General features: G+C 33.5%; 16 protein-coding genes. 1 reads left to right on the top strand and 15 read right to left on the bottom strand.

Annotated features, from left to right (window positions below; translation table 11 throughout):
- Positions 1–278: 278 nt before the first annotated feature.
- The 12 genes from AC4FQX_RS07800 to AC4FQX_RS07745 all read right to left on the bottom strand — a co-directional run bounded on the left by AC4FQX_RS07800 (position 279) and on the right by AC4FQX_RS07745 (position 15,975).
- Entirely contained in the window at positions 279–1,286 is a 1,008-nt protein-coding gene (locus AC4FQX_RS07800) for a helix-turn-helix domain-containing protein (RefSeq protein ID WP_491167119.1), read from the bottom strand.
- 4 nt (positions 1,287–1,290) lie between these two features.
- Positions 1,291–2,274, bottom strand: a complete 984-nt coding sequence (locus AC4FQX_RS07795; RefSeq protein ID WP_491167118.1) for a helix-turn-helix domain-containing protein — start codon at positions 2,272–2,274, stop codon at positions 1,291–1,293.
- Between the two features lie 74 nt (positions 2,275–2,348).
- The gene (gene queG / locus AC4FQX_RS07790) at positions 2,349–3,272 is read right to left on the bottom strand and encodes a tRNA epoxyqueuosine(34) reductase QueG (RefSeq protein WP_491167117.1); all 924 of its coding nucleotides are present in this window, start codon (positions 3,270–3,272) and stop codon (positions 2,349–2,351) included.
- 64 nt (positions 3,273–3,336) lie between these two features.
- Positions 3,337–4,359 (bottom strand): Holliday junction branch migration DNA helicase RuvB, encoded by a 1,023-nt coding sequence (ruvB, locus tag AC4FQX_RS07785; protein WP_491167116.1) that lies wholly within the window; start codon positions 4,357–4,359, stop codon positions 3,337–3,339.
- A 261-nt stretch (positions 4,360–4,620) separates the two neighbouring features.
- Positions 4,621–6,396 (bottom strand): cytochrome c oxidase subunit I, encoded by a 1,776-nt coding sequence (locus AC4FQX_RS07780; RefSeq protein ID WP_491167115.1) that lies wholly within the window; start codon positions 6,394–6,396, stop codon positions 4,621–4,623.
- A 35-nt stretch (positions 6,397–6,431) separates the two neighbouring features.
- Positions 6,432–7,553, bottom strand: coding sequence for a cytochrome c oxidase subunit II (locus AC4FQX_RS07775; RefSeq protein WP_491167114.1), 1,122 nt, complete (start codon positions 7,551–7,553; stop codon positions 6,432–6,434).
- Positions 7,554–7,570: 17 nt separating this feature from the next.
- The gene (locus AC4FQX_RS07770; RefSeq protein WP_491167113.1) at positions 7,571–9,067 is read right to left on the bottom strand and encodes a quinol:cytochrome C oxidoreductase; all 1,497 of its coding nucleotides are present in this window, start codon (positions 9,065–9,067) and stop codon (positions 7,571–7,573) included.
- 27 nt (positions 9,068–9,094) lie between these two features.
- On the bottom strand, positions 9,095–9,646 hold the full coding sequence (locus AC4FQX_RS07765) for a c-type cytochrome (RefSeq protein WP_491167112.1): 552 nt from the start codon (positions 9,644–9,646) through the stop codon (positions 9,095–9,097).
- Between the two features lie 9 nt (positions 9,647–9,655).
- Positions 9,656–10,180, bottom strand: a complete 525-nt coding sequence (locus AC4FQX_RS07760) for a DUF3341 domain-containing protein (protein ID WP_491167111.1) — start codon at positions 10,178–10,180, stop codon at positions 9,656–9,658.
- Positions 10,173–11,576 carry an NrfD/PsrC family molybdoenzyme membrane anchor subunit gene (nrfD, locus tag AC4FQX_RS07755; protein ID WP_491167110.1) on the bottom strand — a complete coding sequence of 468 codons (1,404 nt, stop codon included), beginning with the start codon at positions 11,574–11,576 and terminating at the stop codon, positions 10,173–10,175. Before nrfD ends, AC4FQX_RS07760 begins: the two co-directional genes overlap by 8 nt.
- A 39-nt stretch (positions 11,577–11,615) precedes the next feature.
- Entirely contained in the window at positions 11,616–14,672 is a 3,057-nt protein-coding gene (locus AC4FQX_RS07750; protein ID WP_491167109.1) for a TAT-variant-translocated molybdopterin oxidoreductase, read from the bottom strand.
- A 31-nt stretch (positions 14,673–14,703) separates the two neighbouring features.
- A complete protein-coding gene (locus AC4FQX_RS07745; protein ID WP_491167108.1) occupies positions 14,704–15,975 on the bottom strand; it encodes a cytochrome c3 family protein in 1,272 nt (423 codons plus the stop codon).
- A gap of 209 nt (positions 15,976–16,184) precedes the next feature.
- Between AC4FQX_RS07745 and AC4FQX_RS07740 the strand changes: the two genes are divergently transcribed.
- Positions 16,185–16,574, top strand: a complete 390-nt coding sequence (locus AC4FQX_RS07740) for an SPOR domain-containing protein (protein WP_491167107.1) — start codon at positions 16,185–16,187, stop codon at positions 16,572–16,574.
- A 219-nt stretch (positions 16,575–16,793) separates the two neighbouring features.
- On the opposite strand, the gene infB is transcribed toward AC4FQX_RS07740, so the two are convergent.
- From infB to rimP, 3 genes are read right to left on the bottom strand one after another with little or no spacing between them, the layout of a single operon-like run.
- On the bottom strand, positions 16,794–19,697 hold the full coding sequence (gene infB / locus AC4FQX_RS07735) for a translation initiation factor IF-2 (protein ID WP_491167106.1): 2,904 nt from the start codon (positions 19,695–19,697) through the stop codon (positions 16,794–16,796).
- Positions 19,698–19,741: 44 nt separating this feature from the next.
- Positions 19,742–20,983: a transcription termination factor NusA gene (nusA, locus tag AC4FQX_RS07730; protein ID WP_491167105.1), complete on the bottom strand. Its 1,242-nt coding sequence runs from the start codon at positions 20,981–20,983 to the stop codon at positions 19,742–19,744.
- Between the two features lie 14 nt (positions 20,984–20,997).
- Complete coding sequence (rimP, locus tag AC4FQX_RS07725) at positions 20,998–21,462, bottom strand: ribosome assembly cofactor RimP (protein ID WP_491167104.1); 465 nt, start codon at positions 21,460–21,462, stop codon at positions 20,998–21,000.
- Positions 21,463–21,548 lie beyond the last annotated feature (86 nt).

Raw genomic sequence — 21,548 nt, 5'->3', positions numbered from 1 at the left:
AAATACATCAAGTAATTTATAATCTAAATATATTGAACATCTATCAATACCCCTATTAACAAATCGATATTCAACGTATTTTGCATTCTAATTTAGACAGATCTAAATCTATTTTTATTAAATCTAGTAAGACAAAGATTGATAATTTATTTATTAAACAGAGCCACAATAAGTCATAAAAATAACACGATAAGACTAAAGTTTATAAAAAATAACACATATCTACAAAATACGAGAATTAATTCTAACAAAAAAACACTCTCTTTAAAATAAATCTCCTAAATCTTACCAGAAACAAAATGGTCACTTGGCAACTGATTAAACTGTTTTTTGTAAATAGCAGAAAAATAACCTGGTTTAGTATATCCTAATTCAAAAGCAACATCTGATATCTTACTATAATTACCACTATTTAAAAGTTGTTTTGCCAAAAACATCTTCTCTTTCATAAAATAATTATTTGGCGTATCATTAAAAATATTTTTAAAAATATTTTTATATCTGGATATTGATATATCTGCCATATCTGCTAGAAAATCTATTCCAGGAAAATTTGATCTCAGATTAGCCAATAAATATTCTTTTGTCTGTAATACAGACTGTGTACAAAGTTCTGATAACTTATTAGATATTGATTCATTATTAGTACGCCTGCTCAGGAAATAACCAAATAGATTAAGAGCAACACCTCTTATCAGTAAATCAAAAGAAGGTTCCAGAAAAGATTTATTTTTTAACTGATACAGCAACACTTTACTCTTACTATCTATATAATCATAAACAACAGTAGTCTCTTTTAAATTATTAAATACATTACTTGACTCTCTTCCACACTGAATACTATTTAATAATAATGATTCTTTTAATAATACATTCGAAATTAGTATTCTTAAAGAATAGACCCTTTCTCCTACAACCGGAATATAAGTGCTTTTAATCCTGTTATCAACAACCCCAAAACCCTGCTTAGATTTATATCCTGTCTTATATCTCGAATTATTTATAACATGTGTATTTATTTCATCACTTAGATCGTAATAAAAAACGGAGAAATCTTCTTCTGATTTAATTTTGGTCAGAGAAACAGGCACATTATAAGTTATATCCATTAACAACACAGACATCCCCGGAATTACTTCTGAAAAATAGATACCTCCGGAAGCGATAGTTTCCGGAAAAATCAGTCTTTTTTCATCTAACATTACAGCTCCAAAAAAATTAACTAATTGCTGTAGCCATTCTGATGTTAAACTATAATAAAGAGAAAAGGAAAGTCTATCTTTCATTAAGTCACTGTAAATGATTTATATAATCTTTTGGAGACATCCCGAAATGTCTTTTAAATTGTTCTGAAAAATGAGAATTGTTTGCAAAATTAAGTCGATCTGAAACTTCAAAAACAGTTTCTTTCCTTGTTTCTAAAAGCTGTTTTGCCAACTGTAATTTATTTTCCTGAAAAAAAGCATGCGGTGTTAATCCTGTAATTTTTTTAAATAGTTTTTTATATTTAGATTCAGACATAAAGGCTTTTTGTGATAATAACTCAATTCCCGGAAAACTATTTTGTGCATTTTGCGCTAAAAAAGCCTGGGAAGCAATAATCGCTGAAAAATCAGCTGAAAATACCTTTTCTATAATAACCTTATCAAAAATCAATATATCAATATAATAACTCAACAAAGCAAAAACAGTACCTTTAAAAATAAAATCAAAAAAAACTCCCCCTACTTTTATATTTTTTAGATCCTGTATTAATTTGATGCTATTGTTATCCATTCTGTCATAACGGATAATAGTATTCTTTTTCGGATCAAAAAAATTATCTATTACTGATTTTTTTGAATGTGCTTTATTGATATAGTTTTTAAATATACTCTTTTTTATAAAAATACAGATTGTATAAATATGACTGTTTTTTTTTATTAAAAAATTTGTTTCCAGAGAACTATCCAATGTAACTAAATTACAATACCATCGCCCTATTGCATTTGAAATATCTTCTGAAATCAACTCGGATCTTTCTTCAGTCATATCATAGTAGATACCGATAAAATCATGTGTTAAATTTCGCTGTTTTAAAAGCATTGTTACATGGTATACTGAATCAACATACATTGATATTATCCCTGGGACAACCTCCAAAACATAACGAATACTAACATCCTGTTCTTCTGGAATTACAATAAAATTTCCGTCTACATAACCATTAAACTTTGTTGCAAAATCTTCTACCCAGTCAAGATCAGCTCCACAATAATGTACTATTTCTTGCATATAAGTAAGAGTTTTGTTTTTTCTGAGTGTAAAAATAATTATTTTACATCTTATATACGACTATTGTCAAATATTTACTTTAAAAAATCGATATTTCTCTTTAAACCACTATATTTTGTCCTTTTTACAGCGGAATTTTTAAATACTTTTCTAAAAGTATCTTCTGTAATTTCTTCCCAATCTTTTTTTGTCAAAAACAATAATTCAGGATTAGCCCTGAATAATGGTTCATTATGTGATTTGGAAAAACGATTCCATGGACAAACATCCTGACAAACATCACAACCAAATATCCAGTCATCCAGTCTGCCTTTCAGCTCATAGGGTATATTTTCTTTCAGTTCAATTGTAAAATATGAAATACATTTACTGCCATCAACTACTTGTGGAGAAACAATTGCCTGAGTAGGACAAGCATCAATACATTTTGTACAACTTCCGCAATGATCCGTGGTTGGACTGTCATACTCTAAATCTAAATCTACTATTAGCTCAGCAATAAAGAAAAAAGAACCTGTTTTTTTACTTATCAGATTACTATTCTTACCTATCCATCCTAATCCACTTTTAGCTGCCCAGGCTTTATCCAGAACAGGCGCTGAATCTACAAAAGCACGTCCTTCCACCTTTCCAATATTTTCCTGTATTGAAAAAAGTAATTCTTTTAATTTTTCTTTAATTACAAAATGATAATCTTCTCCATAAGCATATTTAGAGATCTTAAAAGTGTCTGACCTCTGGTTTTCTTCTGGATAATAGTTTAGTAATAACGATATTATACTTTTAGAACCTTCAACTAATAGTTTAGGATTAAGTCGTTTATCGAAATGGTTCTGCATATACCCCATTTCACCATTCATTTCAGCTTTCAGCCACTTTTCCAGACGAGGAGCCTCTTCTTCCAAAAAATCGGCTTTAGCAATACCACAAGATAAAAAGCCAAGGCGATCCGCTTCAGCTTTAATGAATTTTGAATATTTTTCTTTATTGGAATTCAAAATATAGTATTGAGATATTAGTATTGAGATTCTAGGGATACCGAAAATTAAAGGGAAATCAAAACTAAAACAAACCTCCTTGTGCAGAACCTCTTATTTTCCCTAAATGTTTATAAGCTTTTTCAGTTACTTCTCGCCCTCGGGGTGTACGCATGATGAAACCTTCCTGAATTAAAAAAGGTTCATACACTTCCTCAATTGTTTCACTACTTTCAGAAACGGCAGTCGCCAATGTAGACAAACCTACCGGTCCTCCTTTAAATTTTTCAATAATAGTAATTAAAATCTTATTGTCCATCTCATCTAATCCATGAGCGTCTACATGTAATGCTTTCAGAGAATATCTGGCGATTTCTATATCGATCTTACCATTCCCTTTTATCTGAGCAAAATCCCGTACTCGACGTAGCAATGCATTTGCAATACGTGGTGTTCCTCTACTTCTTCCTGCAATTTCAATAGCGGCCTCCATAGTAATAGGCATTTTTAAGATTGAAGCACTACGTTGTACAATAGTCGTAAGTAATTCTGCCTTATAATATTCTAATCTACTGGAAATACCAAAACGGGCACGCATTGGAGCGGTTAACAATCCGGAACGCGTAGTTGCTCCTACTAAGGTAAATGGATTTAAATTAATCTGAACAGTTCGTGCATTAGGTCCGGATTCAATCATAATATCGATTTTAAAGTCCTCCATTGCAGAATAAAGATATTCTTCTACAATAGGACTCAATCGATGGATTTCATCAATAAAAAGCACGTCACGTTCATCTAAATTCGTAAGCAAACCTGCCAAATCACCCGGTTTATCTAAAACAGGTCCGGATGTTATCTTTATTCCTACGCCTAATTCATTTGCAAGGATATTAGCCAGTGTTGTTTTACCAAGACCGGGAGGTCCATGGAAAAGTGTATGATCTAATGCTTCACTACGCAAATTAGCTGCTTCAACAAATACTTTTAAATTCTCTAAAACCTGCTCCTGACCTGAAAAATCATCAAAGGACAAGGGTCTTAATTTTTTTTCTAAATCAAGTTCCTCAGGATTGTAGTTACTATTTGTCGGATCTAAATTCTCATTCATTCTGCAAAGATACTAAGAAAAACAACTTCTTATAAAAAAGAGCAAAGAAGCAAGAAAAAAGACATTATAAATATACAATTTACGAAGTACAATATACGACATCATTGAGAACTAACAGCTGACCTGTTACCAATCGCAGTATTCAGTTCTCGGTTTCAAACGATCAACTATTTACTTTTTACAGATAACATCTCACAAAACTATAAACTAATAAAAAAGCCTCTCCGCAAGGAAAGGCTTTTAATATATAGTATTTTGAAATTAGTGATTTAAAACTTCTTCACCTTCTTTCATCGGTACGTTCTGAGGAACAAAATCTTCTTCCTGACCCGGTTTACTGTAATCGTAAGGCCATCTGTATACTACAGGCAACTCTCCCGGCCAGTTTCCATGTATATGTTCTACCGGAGTAGTCCATTCTAGTGTATTTGATCTCCATGGATTTTGTACTGCTTTTTTACCATAAAATATACTGGTAAAGAAATTCCATAGAAACACTAACTGGAATATAGCTCCTACTATTGCAAAAATAGTCATTAGAACATTAACATCAGCTAAATCGTCAAAAAGAGGGAATGCTGTGTTAGTATAATAACGTCTTGGTAAACCTGCAAGACCTATAAAATGCATTGGGAAAAACACGCCATAAGCACATATAACTGTTACCCAAAAATGAATATATCCTAAGTTTTTATTCATCATTCTTCCAAACATCTTAGGGAACCAATGGTAAATACCCGCAAACATACCATAGATTGCAGAAATACCCATCACTAAGTGAAAGTGTGCAATAACGAAATATGTATCGTGAACATTAATATCTAAAGTACTGTCTGCCAATATAATTCCTGTCAAACCACCGGTAATAAACGTTGAAACGAAACCGATAGAAAATAACATTGCCGGATTCATCTGCAAGTTACCTTTCCATAATGTTGTAATATAATTAAATGCTTTTACTGCTGAAGGAATTGCAATCAATAAGGTTGTGAATGTAAATACAGAGCCTAAGAAAGGATTCATTCCTGAAACAAACATATGGTGCCCCCAAACAATTGTAGATAAAAATCCAATTGCTAATACTGAAGTAATCATCGCTCTGTAACCAAAAATAGGTTTACGAGAGTTTGTTGCTATAACTTCTGAAGCAATACCCATTGCCGGTAATATTACGATATAAACCTCCGGGTGACCTAAGAACCAAAATAAGTGCTCAAACAAAACCGGAGAACCTCCTTGGTGTTGTAGTACCTCTCCTGCAATAAAAATATCTGAAAGATAGAATGATGTACCAAAACTTCTGTCAAAAATCAATAACAGAACGGCAGATAATAAAACCGGGAAGGAAACAATACCTAAAACTGCTGTAATAAGGAAAGTCCATATTGTTAAAGGAAGTTTTGTCATTGACATTCCTTTTGTTCTTAAATTGAAGATGGTAACCACATAGTTGATACCACCTAATAACTGAGAAGCTACGAAAAAAGCCATCGAAATTAACCATAAGGTCATTCCTGAACCTGAACCTGGAATAGCCTGTGGTAATGCACTTAAAGGAGGATAGATTGTCCATCCTGCTGATGCCGGTCCGGCTTCTACAAATAAAGAACAAATCATGACAATACATGAAATAAAGAACAACCAGTATGAAATCATATTCATAAAACCGGAAGCCATATCTCTTGCTCCAATCTGTAATGGAATTAATAAATTACTAAACGTTCCGCTTAATCCTGCTGTCAGAACAAAGAATACCATTATTGTACCATGTATCGTAACCAAAGCAAGATAAATATCATTTTTCATGACTCCTCCAGGAGCAAATTTATCACCTAGAAGAATTTCGAATATTTTAAAAGACTCTTCGGGCCATGCAATTTGGATACGGAATAATATTGACATCATTATTCCAATGATTCCCATAATAATACCTGTAATAAGGAATTGCTTAGCAATCATTTTGTGGTCTGTACTAAAGATATATTTAGTTACAAATGTTTCTTTATGATGACTGTGTTCGTGACCTTCTACTGACATATTCTTAATTTATATATTATTTTAAAGATATATTATTATTTTATAACCTGAACAACAGCAGTCGAATCACTAACTGTCTCAGCTTTGTTTTGTTCTTTTAAAGCCTGGCCAAAAGTAGGTTTTTCTTTTAACCATTTTTTAAAATCTTCTGGTGACTCTACAATAATATTCATCTGCATATTGTAATGAGAAGCGCCACAAATCTTGTTACAAAGCAATAAGTAATTAAATGTATAAGGGTCAAGTGCTGATTCTCCTTTTGCAACTAACTCTTTACTTTTATTTTCTCTAATCTTATTGATATTTGCAACTTTCTCTATAATATGTTTATTTTCACGCATTTCAGCTGTCGTAACTGTTGGTGTAAAAGCAAATTGAGTTACCATACCGGGAACACAGTTCATCTGTGCTCTGAAGTGTGGCATATAAGCAGAGTGTAATACATCTTGTGAACGCATTTTAAAAACTACTTTTTTCCCTACTGGTAAATGCAATTCATTAGCAACAATATCATCTTGTGCATTAGGATCAGAAACATCAACACCTAAAGTATTTGTCCCTTGGATATATCTAACATTTGCTTTACCAAGAACATTATCTTCTCCTGAGTATCTAACTTCCCAAGCAAACTGTTTTGCATATATTTCTACATACATCACATCTTCATCCTCGTCAACAAACATAATGTTTGTCCATGCAAATAATCCATATAAGATTAAACCAGCTAAAACAATTACCGGAATAATTGTCCAGATAAACTCTAATTTATCATTATCAGCAAAGTATAATGCTTTCTGATTTTTTTTGCCTTTATATTTAAATGCAAAATAATATAGTAATCCTTGTGTAAGAAATTGTACGATAAAAATCAAAACTAATGAAATGGTCATTAAATTATCTACATCTTTACCATGTTCAGAAGCAGAATCTCCTAGTAACACTAAAGGTCCCCATTCTATTAATCCATAAATAGTAAAAATATAAATAAACCCTAAAAAGACAAACATTAAATACCCATTAACACTATTGTCTCTATCATTAGCTAATTGCGAATTATCCGCATGAGAGCCAACCTGAGTCAAATCAAAAATTTTAGTCATCTGCCATATGGCAATTGTCAATAAGACTAAAACTATAATAACTAACAAACTTGTCATCTGATTTTCTTTAAATATTAATAATGAAAATGTTTACTTTCTTCAATCAATGGGTTTTTCTTCGCTAATAATGGTGTTTTTGTAAGTGCTGTAAAGACAACAAATATAAACAAACCTAAGAAGAAAAGTACTGAACTTATTTCTGAAACTCCAATAAACCACTGATCTCCTACTGTTGCCGGCATAATCATATTAAAGAAGTCTAAATAATGACCTGATAATATTACTACTCCTGCCATGATAAGAATCCATGGAATTCTTTTAAAATCGGTATTTACTAAAATTAATAATGGAAACAAGAAGTTCATTGCAACCATACCAAAGAATGGTAAATTATACTGTTCTATTCTTGTTACAAAATAAGTTACTTCTTCAGGTATATCAGCATACCAGATTAACATAAACTGAGAGAACCACAAATAAGTCCAAAATATACTAATACCAAACATGAATTTAGCTAAATCATGTAAATGGCTAGAGTTTACATATTCTAAAAGTCCTTTAGATTTAAGATATAAAGTAATCATTGTGATCACAGTAATTCCACTTACAAAGAAACTGGCAAATACATACCATGCAAATAGGGTACTGTACCAGTGTGGATCAACAGACATAATCCAGTCCCATGACATGATCGATTCTGTTACAATGAAAAATACTAAAAACACAGCTGATATTTTAAAATTCTTTCTGTAAAAAGAGTTGTCATTAGACTCATCCTGAGCTAATGAATTCTTTTTAGAAAAATATCTATATAAATTCCATCCTATTAAGAATATAGCCGCTCTGATTAAGAAAAAAGGAACATTTAAATATCCTGATTTTGCCTGAATTAAAGGATCTCCTGCTACAACATCTTTGTCCATCCATACGAATAAATGATTGAAATGAAGTCCTGATGCTACTAGTAATAAAAAGAATATAATTGAACCTGGTAATAAATAACTTGTTATGCCCTCCATTACTCTAAAAAGCACTGGAGACCAACCTGCCTGAGCACAATATTGTATTGCATAAAACGCTAAAACACCTAAACTAATCAACATAAAAAATATAGCTGCAACGTATAAGGCTGCCCAAGGCTTGTTTTGTAACTGGTGTAGAACATGTTCTAAATGCTTAGTGTGTGCTTCATGATCTTCATGTACCTCTGTTGTTGATGCGACTTTATGATCTACAACTGCAGAAATAACTTCCTCTTTAGTTGTATCGACAATCACATGGCTATCATGATTTACTTCTGCTACTTCAGTAGCAACTGTAGCGGTTACAATACTTGCTCCTTTAACAGTATCTGTTTTAGAAGAAACTTCTGTAGCTTCCTGATGTTCTGTTTCTTTATCTCCGTGAGAAGTAACAGCTGTTGCGTGATCATCATGACCTCCTGCTGCTAAAATTTTCTCAACGTCTTCTATGTTCTTAGGTGCAGTTAAAAAACCATATCCTATCCCAAGGATACCTAATACCATCAGAATAAAAGAAAATGTTTTTAATTTGCTTGAAAATGTGTACATATCTAATAAAATCAGTGTGTTCTACAATTATAATTCTGCTCTTAGTTTCATTACGTAACCAGCAACTAACCAACGTTCGTGTGCGCTTAATTGATTTGCATGTGATCCCATCGTATTTAAACCATATGTTTCAACATGAAAAATACTTCCTTCGGTAATGTCTCTATCTTTATAATTAGGCACACCTAGTATTTTTTCTTTTTCAACTAATTTCCCTTTACCATCTCCTTTATCACCATGACAGATAGCGCAATAAATAGTAAATAATTCTTTTCCTTTTGCATCATTAGCCTCTTTGTCTAACGGATCTAAAGGTGATTTTAAATTCACTTTTGCTAAATCATGACCAGCGGTTGAGTTTTCATATTCGTAAGGTTCAAATCCTCTTGGAACAGATCCTTCTGCCGGAAGTTGAGCTTCTTTACCATTTTTGAAAGCATCAGTCTCTGCATAAGTCTCGTAAGCTACAGACTCATACATATTAGGAAAATACTGATAGTTAGGTTTAGATTTGTCAAAACAAGAAGTTACCATTGCTGACAAACTTATTAACAGTGCTATTTTATATAAGCTTTTCATATCTATATATTAATGCTTTTCAATTACTTTTACTTCTACTGCTCCTGTGCTCTGTAAAAAAGAGGTCAGTTCTTCTTCATTATTATGAACAATGATTTCCATTAAAAAATGATCATCTGTTGTTCTCACATCCGGATTCTCTGCTTGTTTAAAAGGCCATAATTTACTTCTCATATAAAAAGTAAGAACCATTAAGTGAGCTGAGAAAAACACAGTTAACTCAAACATAATCGGTACGAAAGCCGGCATATTTTCAATATAACTAAAACTTGGTTTACCACCGATATCCTGAGGCCAGTCTTCGATCATTGTATAATTCATCAAAGCAGTAGCGAACACTAAACCAATCACACCATATATAAAGGCACAAATAGCTATTCTTGTTGGTGCTAATCCCATTGCTTTGTCCAATCCGTGAACCGGAAACGGAGTAAAAATCTCTTCAATATGATGATGAGCTGCACGCGTTTTTTTAACTGCATCCATTAATACATCATCATCATTGTAAATGGCATGTATAACTTTATTACTCATGATCTGAATGATTATGTTCTTCTCTTAATTTTTTATAATTATCTCCTGATGTTTTCAAAATTGTTTTCACCTCTGCTTGTGCTATAACCGGAAATGATCTGGCATATAAAAGGAAAAGAACAAAGAAGAAACCTATTGTACCTATGTAGAACCCAATATCAACAAATGTTGGCTGGAACATAGTCCATGATGATGGAAGGTAATCTCTGTGTAGTGAAGTAACGATAATAACGAAACGCTCAAACCACATACCAATATTTACTACAATCGAAATGATAAAAGAGAATATGATACTCGTTCTTAACTTTTTAAACCACATAAATTGTGGAGAAAACACATTAAATGACATCATTAACCAGTAAGACCACCAGTAAGGTCCTGTTGCTCTGTTCAGGAATGCGTATTGCTCATATTCAACTCCTGAATACCAAGCAATAAATAATTCCGTAATATAAGCAGTTCCTACTATAGAACCTGTAATCATGATTACGATATTCATTAATTCTATATGTTGTATTGTAATATAATCTTCAAGATTAGATACTTTTCTCATAATAATCAACAATGTGTTAACCATTGCGAATCCAGAGAAAATAGCTCCTGCAACGAAGTACGGAGGAAGAATGGTTGTGTGCCATCCCGGAATAACGGAAGTTGCGAAGTCAAAAGATACAATCGTATGAACAGAAAGTACTAAAGGTGTTGCTAAACCAGCTAACACTAGAGACACTTCTTCAAAACGTTGCCAGTCTTTTGCTCTACCACTCCACCCAAAACTTACAATAGAATAAATTCTTTTTGTAAAAGGCGTTACGGCTCTATCTCTTAGCATGGCAAAATCCGGTAATAAACCTGTCCACCAGAAAACTAATGATACAGAAAGATACGTAGAAATCGCAAACACGTCCCAAAGTAACGGCGAGTTAAAGTTGACCCAAAGAGAACCAAACTGGTTCGGAATAGGTAATACCCAATACGCTAACCAAGGGCGTCCCATGTGAAATACAGGGAACAAACCTGCTTGTACTACTGAGAAAATTGTCATTGCTTCTGCAGAACGGTTAATTGCCATTCTCCATTTTTGACGGAATAACAATAATACTGCGGAAATTAAGGTTCCGGCATGTCCAATACCAACCCACCAAACGAAGTTAGTAATATCCCAAGCCCAACCAACTGTTTTATTTAATCCCCATGTACCTATACCAACAGACACTGTATAGATAATACAACCTACTCCCCAAAGGAAAGCTGCTAATGCAATTGAAAATACTATCCACCATTGTTTGTTTGCTCTACCTTCTACAGGTCTAGCTACATCTACTGTTACATCATGATAAGATTTATCACCTATAACTAAAGGTTTTCTAATGGGTGCTTCGTAATGAGACGACATAATCCTTTATATTGTTTCTTAATTAATAATTTTATTAAACTAGGTATTTCTAACTTTTACATGATAGAAAACATTTGGTTTTGTACCAATATGCTCTAATAAATGATACATCCTGTCATCTGCTGCTAATTTTGCAACTTTACTATCTTTATCATTAACATCTCCAAACACCATTGCTCCACTTGAACATGCACTTGAACATGCAGTCTGGAATTCTCCGTCTTTAATAGACCTTCCTTCACGTTTTGCTTTTAAAATAGTAGCTTGAGTCATTTGGATACACATAGAGCATTTCTCCATCACCCCTCTAGAACGAACGTTTACATCTGGGTTTAATACCATACGACCTAAATCATCATTCATGTGGTAATCGAATTCACTGTTTTTACTATATAAGAACCAGTTAAAACGACGTACTTTATATGGACAGTTGTTTGCACAGTAACGAGTACCTACGCAACGGTTATATGCCATATGGTTTTGTCCTTGACGTCCATGAGAAGTTGCTGCCACAGGACATACAGTTTCACAAGGAGCATGGTTACAATGCTGACACATTACCGGCTGGAATGCTACCTGAGGATTATCTGATGGATTTTCCATTCCTCTTAATGTAGAAATAGAATTCATCAATCCGGTTGCGCCATCTTTAGTATCAACATCCTTAGCAAATGTTTCTTCTGAAGAATAATATCTGTCAATACGCAACCAATGCATATCACGGCTTCTTCTTACTTCAGATTTACCTACAACAGGTACGTTATTTTCTGCATGACAAGCGATAACGCAAGCCCCACAACCTGTACAGGCATTCAAATCAATAGATAAGTTGAAATGATGACCAACTGAACGATCGAATTCACTCCATAAATCTACTTTTGTACTTTCTACTGGACTGTGATCTAAAGAAACCATAGGAACTACATTCCATTCTTTAGCATCTTTAGTATTAAAGATCTCTAAAGTAGTTTCTTTTATAATATCACCTCTTCCCATTAACGTTTTCTGTAACTGAACGCAAGCAAACTCGTGATCACCAGCTTCTTTTGTTATTTTTACAGATTGAACATTATTGAAGTTTTTATATAGAGGATAAGCATTTACACCTACCTTCATTTCATTTTTCATAGCTGCTTTACGACCGTATCCTAAAGCAAGTCCTACTGTTCCTTTTGCTTGTCCCGGCTGAATAATAACAGGTACTTTTTCAACTTTAGTTCCTGCTACTTCAAGAGTTACATAACTACCGTTTAAACCTCCATTAGCAACATTGTGGTTTTTTAGACCTAATTCATCCGCATCGGCTTTAGAAACGGTAACATAGTTATCCCAGGACACTCTTGTAATAGGATCCGGGAACTCTTGTAACCAAGGGTTATTTGCCTGCTGACCATCTCCGATACCTGTTTTAGTATAAAGAATCAGTTCTAATTCACCAATACTTTTAAGAGCGGTTACCTTAGTTGCTGCTGCATTATAATCTACACTTGCAGCTGATAATGGTGAAACATTAGAAGTTTCATATACACCATCATGTAAAGCTTTATTCCAGGTAGCTAAAGTAAGAAGACCTGAATTCCAGGTTCCTCTGATATAGTCATAATAGGAATCGTTACTTCCAATCCATGTTAACAAAGCTTCCTGAAACTGTTTTGTATCAAACAACGGACGAATAGTCGGCTGCATTAAACTGTAACTTCCTTTCACAATATGTACATCACCCCAAGATTCTAAGAAATGAGGCGCTGCTGCTGCAATAGTTGTTATTGAAGCTGTTTCATCTTCTTTTAAAGAGAATGCAACTGAAAGTTTTACTTTTTTAAGTCCTTCTACAAAATCAGCACTATTTGGTAAGGTATAAACCGGATTAATTCCGCTCATAATTAAAGTATGAACTTTACCGACTTTCATATCGTTTAAAAGTTGTGCAACTTCAACGTTATTTCCTTTTCTGATCTGTCTTGTATTTGTAGTATTAAAAGCCTGGCTGCTTAATGCTTGATTAATTGCCAAAACTAATAACTGAGCATCTTTATCTTGAATTCCTGAAACCAAAACACCTTGGCTTCCGGCAGATTTCAATTGTTGTGCTGCTTTAATCACGTCATCTTCACCTGCAATTTTTGAAGTTGCAATTGAAGAACCAGTAATAATATTATATATTTTAACCAATGCTTGTTTTTGTTCAAAAACAGTCATTGGAATACGTTTATCTGCATTTGCTCCGGATAGAGTCATATTAGATTCTAACTGAATATGACGAGACATTTTTCCATTAGTAGGAATTTTTGCCTGAGCATAACCTGCATCATATCCTCCTCCTTGCCAATCTCCTAAGAAATCTGCACCAACAGATACAATTAGAGATGATTTAGAGAAATCATATTCTGCTAAAGCTCTTTCACCATAAACTGTTTGAAAAGCATCTAATGCTTCTGAAGAAGAAACTGCATCATATACTACATGTTTTACATTAGCATATTTTGCAGAAAACTCAGCAATCAACTTATCTGTTGAAGGACTTGCAATGGTATTTGTTAGTAAAACTACCTGACCTCCATTTGCTCTTGCATCTTCTAAACTGGATTGTACTTTTGAATCTACTTCTTTCCATGTTGCTGTTTTACCGGCAATCTTTGGTTCTTTTAAACGAAGACTATCATATAAAGACAAAACAGACGCGTGCACTCTTGCATTTGCGCTAATTTTTGAGCCTGGTAAATTATTGTTTTCAATTTTTATAGGGCGCCCCTCTCTGGTTTTAACTAAGATATTAGCAAAATCAAAACCATCAGCGATCGTAGTTGCATAATAATCAGCTACCCCTGGAATAATTTCTTCCGGTTGAACAACATAAGGAATGGACTTAATTACCGGACCTTCACATGCTGCTAAAGAAACTGCAGCAGTACTAAATCCAACGTACTTTAAAAAGTCACGACGTGTTGTTGAAGATGCAGACAGAGTTTCTTTGTCTCCTAAAAACTCATCTGTAGGAATTGGTTCAACAAACTCGTTATTTCTAAGCGCCTCAACAATAGAACTATTATCGTTTAGTTCTTCAACACTTTTCCAGTATTTTTTGTTTGATGACATTGTATATAAATATTAGCTTCTTAATAATTGATTAATAGTGACACTTACCACATTCAAGACCTCCCATTTGCGCTGCGGTTAATTTATCCACACCGTATTTTTTAGAAAGCTCTTCATGAATTTTTTTGTAGTACTCGTTATCTTCCATCTTAACATTAGTTTCACGGTGACAATTTACACACCATCCCATAGTTAACGGAGAGAATTGTTCCATTACCTCCATAGTCTCTACAGGACCATGACAAGTCTGACATTCTACACCGGCAACAGTAACGTGTTGTGAGTGATTAAAGTAAACAAAATCCGGAAGATTGTGAATTCTAACCCATTTTACAGGTTTCTGTTCACCTGTATAGGCTTGTTTATCTTTATCCCATCCTACAGCATCATATAGTTTCTGGATTTCTCCATCATAAAACTCTTTACTGAATTCCGGAGTGGCTGTTGTTGCTGCAACTTCACCAATTGATTTATGACAATTCATACAAACATTCAAAGAAGGTATCCCTGATTGTTTACTTACACGAGCAGATGAGTGACAGTATTTACAGTCAATTTCATTATCTCCTGCATGTATTTTGTGAGAATAGTGGATTGGTTGAACAGGTTGATATCCTTTATCAACACCTATCTGCATTAAATATCCATAAACAAAATAAGCACTTACCAGCAATAATAAAATCACAGTCACTAACACCAAGAACTGATTCTTAATAAAAGCAGACCAAATAGATATTTTATTGCTTCTGTATATTTCTATATTATTTGCTTTAGCAATTTTTATCAGTACATTGTTCACTAAGATCAACATTACTACTAAAATAAACATCACTAAAACTAAGGCTCCTAAAACAACTGTATTGGTAACTCCATCATTTGCTTTTGCTGCTGCTGCATCGACTCCTCCCGGAACCGCTACTACTTCAGCTTTTGGTTCAGAAGTATATGCTAAGATATTATCAATATCGTCAGTTGAAAACTGAGGAAATGCATTCATTGTCACTTTTCCGTTTTCTTCGAAAAGCTTAATTGCCTGAGCATCTCCAGATTTAATCAACTCACTACTATTGTGAATCCACTTATACAACCATTCACGCTCAAACTTATCTGCCACACCTCTAAGAGCCGGACCAGTAGACTTAGCGTCCAGCTTATGACAAGCTGCACAATTTGAATTGAACAATGCCTTACCTTGTACAGGATCTCCATCTTGTGCAAAAGAAGAAATGGAGAAAGTTAGCATCAATGCTAAACTTAATAATAAAATCCTTGAAATCGAATTATGGTTTCCCACCTTTTTCATATTTAAAATGGTTATCGACTAAATTTTTGGTATGATTTTTTCTATATAAAAATCAATACGTTTTTTTTAAACTTCCGACAAAAATACGATATATGAACTATTCACAAAAACCTTATCTCCCTTAATTCTTAATTTATAACCGTTCTAAATAGATTTCCTGTTTTTGTTTAGAACTATAAATATTACATTTGTATAAAATCTATTTCATTATGAGAATCTTAACTGTTAAAAAAATCGTTTTACCTGTCCTTTTTACAATGACATCAATTAGTTTCTTATTGGCTCAGGACAAGAACATTAACATTCAACAAGACCAGAAATTTACACAATTACTGGATAAAAAAAGAAAAATGAACTCTTCGCTTAGTGTAGAAGATCATTATAAAATTCAAATCTATTACGGGGATAATTCTTCGTCCAGAAAAATTTTATCTGACTTCAAAAGAGATTTTAAGAATCTTGATGGAACGATAGTTTTTAACACTCCTATCTACAAAGTATGGGTTGGTAATTTTAAAACCAGAATTGAAGCGGAAAGAAATATGGTAGAAGTCAGAGCGAAATATCCTAATGCGCTTTTAATCAAACCTAGCAAATAAATCGTATACAACTTACGATTTTAATATACACCTTTTCAGAGTAAAGAAGAAAGAGTCAAAAAGAAAGATGTAAAGTATTCAGTAAGGCAATATTCAGTCATAGTTCTAAACTATCAACTATTTCGACACCATATTTTACCTCTCCCTTTTCACAAAAAACATTTTACAAAAAAAAGGGTCTCTTGATGAGACCCTTTTTTAGTATATATTAATAAATTCTTATTTTAGTTTTTTCTTTACAGCTACTTCCTGGAAAGCCTCTATAATATCAAGTTCTTTAATATCATTGTAGTTTTTAATCTGAATACCACAATCATATCCTTTGGCAACTTCTTTCACGTCGTCTTTGAAACGTTTCAGAGTAGTTAATTCACCAGTATAGATTACTACACCTTCTCTGATCAGTCTGATTTTAGAACTTCTGAATATCTTACCATCAGTAACCATACAACCAGCAATCGTTCCTACTTTAGATATTTTGAACGTTTCTCTGATCTCAGCAGTACCTGTGATTTCTTCTTTCATTTCCGGAGATAACATTCCTTCCATTGCATCTTTCAAATCATCAATTGCATCATAGATAATTGAGTAGTTTCTGATGTCAATTTCTTCTTTGTCTGCTAATTGTTTTGCATTTCCGGAAGGTCTTACATTAAATCCGATAATAATTGCATCGGATGCAGATGCTAATAATACATCAGATTCTGTAATTGCTCCAACTCCTTTATGTATAATATTGATTTGGATCTCATCGGTTGATAATTTAGAGAATGAATCTGATAAGGCTTCAACTGAACCATCAACGTCACCTTTAAGAATAATATTCAGTTCTTTAAATTGTCCTAATGCGATTCTACGTCCAATCTCAGCCAGCGTAATATGTCTTTGTGTACGAACAGACTGCTCTCTCATTAACTGAGTCCGTTTTGCTGCAATTTGTTTTGCTTCTTTTTCATCATTAAATACATTGAACTTATCACCTGCAGTGGCTGCACCGTCAAGACCTAAAACAGATATTGGTGTTGAAGGACCTGCTTCTTTAATCATATTCCCTCGTTCATCATGCATCGCTTTCACTTTACCATGATGTTTACCTGCTAAGATATAGTCTCCGACACGTAATGTACCTGTCTGAACTAAAACAGTAGAAATATAACCTCTACCTTTATCTAAGTATGCTTCTACAACTGTTCCTACTGCCTGTTTATTTGGATTTGCTTTAAGATCTAAGATCTCAGCTTCTAATAAAACTTTTTCTAACAGATCTTTAACTCCTAATCCTGTTTTTGCTGAAATATCATGAGACTGAATTTTTCCACCCCAATCTTCAACTAACAAGTTCATTCCTGCTAATTTTTCTTTAATTTTTTCAGGATTAGCTGTTGGTTTATCTACTTTATTGATTGCAAAAATCAAAGGAACACCCGCAGCCTGTGCGTGACTGATTGCTTCTTTTGTTTGTGGCATGATATCATCATCTGCCGCAATCACAATAATTGCAATATCTGTTATTTGTGCACCACGAGCACGCATCGCTGTAAACGCTTCGTGTCCAGGTGTATCAAGGAATGCTATTTTCTGACCGCTTTCTAAGGTTACACCATATGCACCAATGTGTTGTGTAATCCCTCCTGATTCACCAGCAATTACATTTTCTTTACGGATATAATCTAGTAAAGATGTTTTACCGTGATCAACGTGTCCCATTACTGTTACAATAGGTGCTCTGTAAACTAGATCTTCCGGCTTATCTTCTTCAACAACAATTGCCTCTTCAATATCTACAGTAATAAACTCAACTTCGTATCCAAACTCATCTGCAACGATTGATAATGTCTCGGCATCTAAACGCTGATTCATAGTTACCATGATACCTAATGACATACATACTGAAATTACTTTTGTAATCGGCACATCCATCATTGTAGCAACTTCACCTACAGTCACGAATTCTGTAACCTTGATTACTTTACTGTCTGCATCTAGTAATCTTTGTTCATCGTCAACTTTTTGTCTGTGAGTATCTCTTTTATCTCTTCTGTATTTAGCCGCTTTAGATTTATTTCCTTTTCCTTGAAGCTTTTCTAAAGTCTCTCTAATTTGATTTTTAACTTCTTCTTCTGTTGGCTCAACTTTAGCAACGATGGCTGGTCTTTTTCCTTTAACAAAACCTGGACGGATCACATTTGGTCCCCCTGGTATTCTTGGAGCAGACCCTGCTGCATTTGGAGTTCCTGTTCTTGGAGCACCTGGTTTTGGAGCTATTCTTTTTCTTTTATTCTTAGAAGCAGCACTAGCATTATTCCCGGGTTTATTTCCGTCCTTTTTAGGTTCTTCTTTCTTTTTCTTAGGCTTATTAAATTGAGTAAGATCAATAGTCTGCCCGGTAAAAGTAGTACCTGAAAGTTTTTGATATTGAGTCGTAATCTTCTCATCAACAGGAGCGACTACTTCTTCAGTAGTAACAGCTACTACTTCCGGTTTAACGACCTCTACAACTTTCGTTTTTTCTTCTTTTTTCTCGGCAGGCTTATTCTGAATCGATTTTGACTCTGTCGATTTAACCATATTTGGTTTGATCAAATTAGGTCTTTCGGTTTTTGGAGCTTTGTCAGCCTTCTTCTCAACCACTTGTTCAGGTTTTGAAATTTCTTTTTTAACTTTGACCGGTTTTTCGACTTCAACATTTTCAGATTTAGCCTCTACTATCGGTTCTTTTTTTACCTCTTCTACTTTAACAGGGGGAGCGATAGGTTTCTTTGGATTGAGATCAATATTACCAACATGTTTAGGGGCAGAAACAACAGCTTTTGCTTTAACAACTTCTTGTTTCTGTTTTTCTTCGTCTTGTTTACGTTTTTCTTCTATTTCTTTTTCTCTTTCTAAACGCAACGCTTCTTTTTCTTTTCTTTTTTCTTCCCCCACTTCAATAGAAGCTTCTTTTTTCCCTTTGTCAACAGAAAATTGACCGCACAAGACATTATAAACCTCGTCAGAAATTTTAGTATTCGGACTTGCTTCAATATCAAATCCTTTATCTTTTAGATAATCAACAGCCCTATCTAACGAAATATTTAATTCCCTTAAAACTTTGTTTATTCTTATTATTCTCTCTTCAGACATAAAACCTTTTTAATATTATCTTAAATTATATAGGAAAGAAAGAATTAGTCTTCAAACTCTTCTTTCAAAATTCTTATCACATCCAGAATAGTTTCCTCTTCAAGATCTGTTCTTCTTACTAAATCCTCTACATCATGTTTTAAAATACTTCTTGCTGTATCTAAACCAATTTTAGCGAATTCTTCAATTACCCAACTTTCAATTTCATCAGAAAACTCTGTTAACTCAACATCTTCGTCTTCGACTAAACTACCCTCTCTGATAACATCTAATTCATAACCGGTCAACTGACCTGCTAATTTGATATTATGACCTCCTCTACCAATCGCTTTTGAGACTTCTTCCAATTTCAAAAACACTTCGGCTCTTTTTGTTTCTTCATTAATTTTAATTGAAGAGACTTTTGCAGGACTCAAAGCCCTGGTAATGAATAACTGTATATTTGTTGTGTAATTAATTACATCAATATTCTCATTTCCTAATTCACGAACTATTCCGTGAATACGGGAACCTTTCATACCTACACAGGCTCCGACAGGATCAATTCTGTCATCATAAGAATCTACTGCTACTTTTGCTTTTTCTCCAGGTATTCTCACTACTTTTTTAACAGTGATCAATCCGTCAAAAACTTCAGGAATTTCCTGTTCAAATAATTTTTCCAGAAACTTCTCTGAAGTTCTGGACATAATAATCTGAGGTTTATTTCCTTTCAGCTCAACATTCTCAATAATACCTCTAACGTTATCTCCTTTTCTGAAAAAATCAGATGGGATCTGTTTTTCTTTTGGCAAAACGATCTCATTTCCTTCATCATCAACAAGAATAACAGCTCTTGGTCTAACATGATGTACTTCGGCGGTGTAAATATCGCCAATTAAATCTTTAAATTGCTTATAAAGATTAGTATTATCATGTTCATGTATTTTTGCGATCAGATTCTGACGTAAAGCTAAGATCGCTCTTCTCCCTAAATCAATTAATTTTACTTCTTCTGATACTTCTTCTCCAATTTCAAAATCCGGTTCTATTTTTCTTGCTTCAGAAAGTGCAATCTCCTGATTTTCAAAATCAAGATCTTCATCTGCAACGACAATCCTTTTTCTCCATATTTCCATATCTCCTTTATCGGGATTTATAATAATATCGAAATTATCATCTGAACCATATTTTTTCTTCAATGCATTCCTAAACACATCTTCCAAAATTGCCATAAGCGTCACACGATCAATAAGTTTATCGTCTTTAAACTCTGAAAATGACTCAATTAATGCAATATTCTCCATGCTGAATCTTCTAATTAAAATGTTACTGTAACAATTGCTTCTTTAATTTCGCTATAAGGAAGTTCCCTTCTTTTTTGAACGGTTTCTTTTCCTTTTCCTATCTTTTTAGGTTCTCTGGCTGTCCATTCAACAACAATAAAATCATCATTAGCATCAACTAAATCAGCTTCTATTTTTTCCGTCATTGTTTTTACGATCAACTTTCTACCAATATTTTTTCTATATTGTCTAACAATTCTTAAAGGAGTAGATAAGCCTGCTGATGCAACTTCGAGGCTAAAATCGTTCTCTTCACGATCTAAATTATGCTCTATCGCTCTACTCACATCTATGCAATCTTGTAAAGTAATTCCGCTATCACCATCTAAAGTTACAATTATCTTATTACTATCTGTAATAGTAAAATCAATTAAAAAAATTGATGGTCTTTCTTCTAACGCTGCTACCAGCAGTTCATTCACTTTTTCTTTAAATGTCATATTTTTATAAAAAGAGGGGACCATAGTCCCCTCATTATTTAGATTTTAATAAATAACGATGCAAATATAGTGATTTTTTTATATAT

The organism is Flavobacterium sp. AK-301, assembly GCF_058310215.1.
Note: the sequence above shows the minus strand (reverse complement) of the source record. Positions and strands in the feature narration are given on the sequence as shown.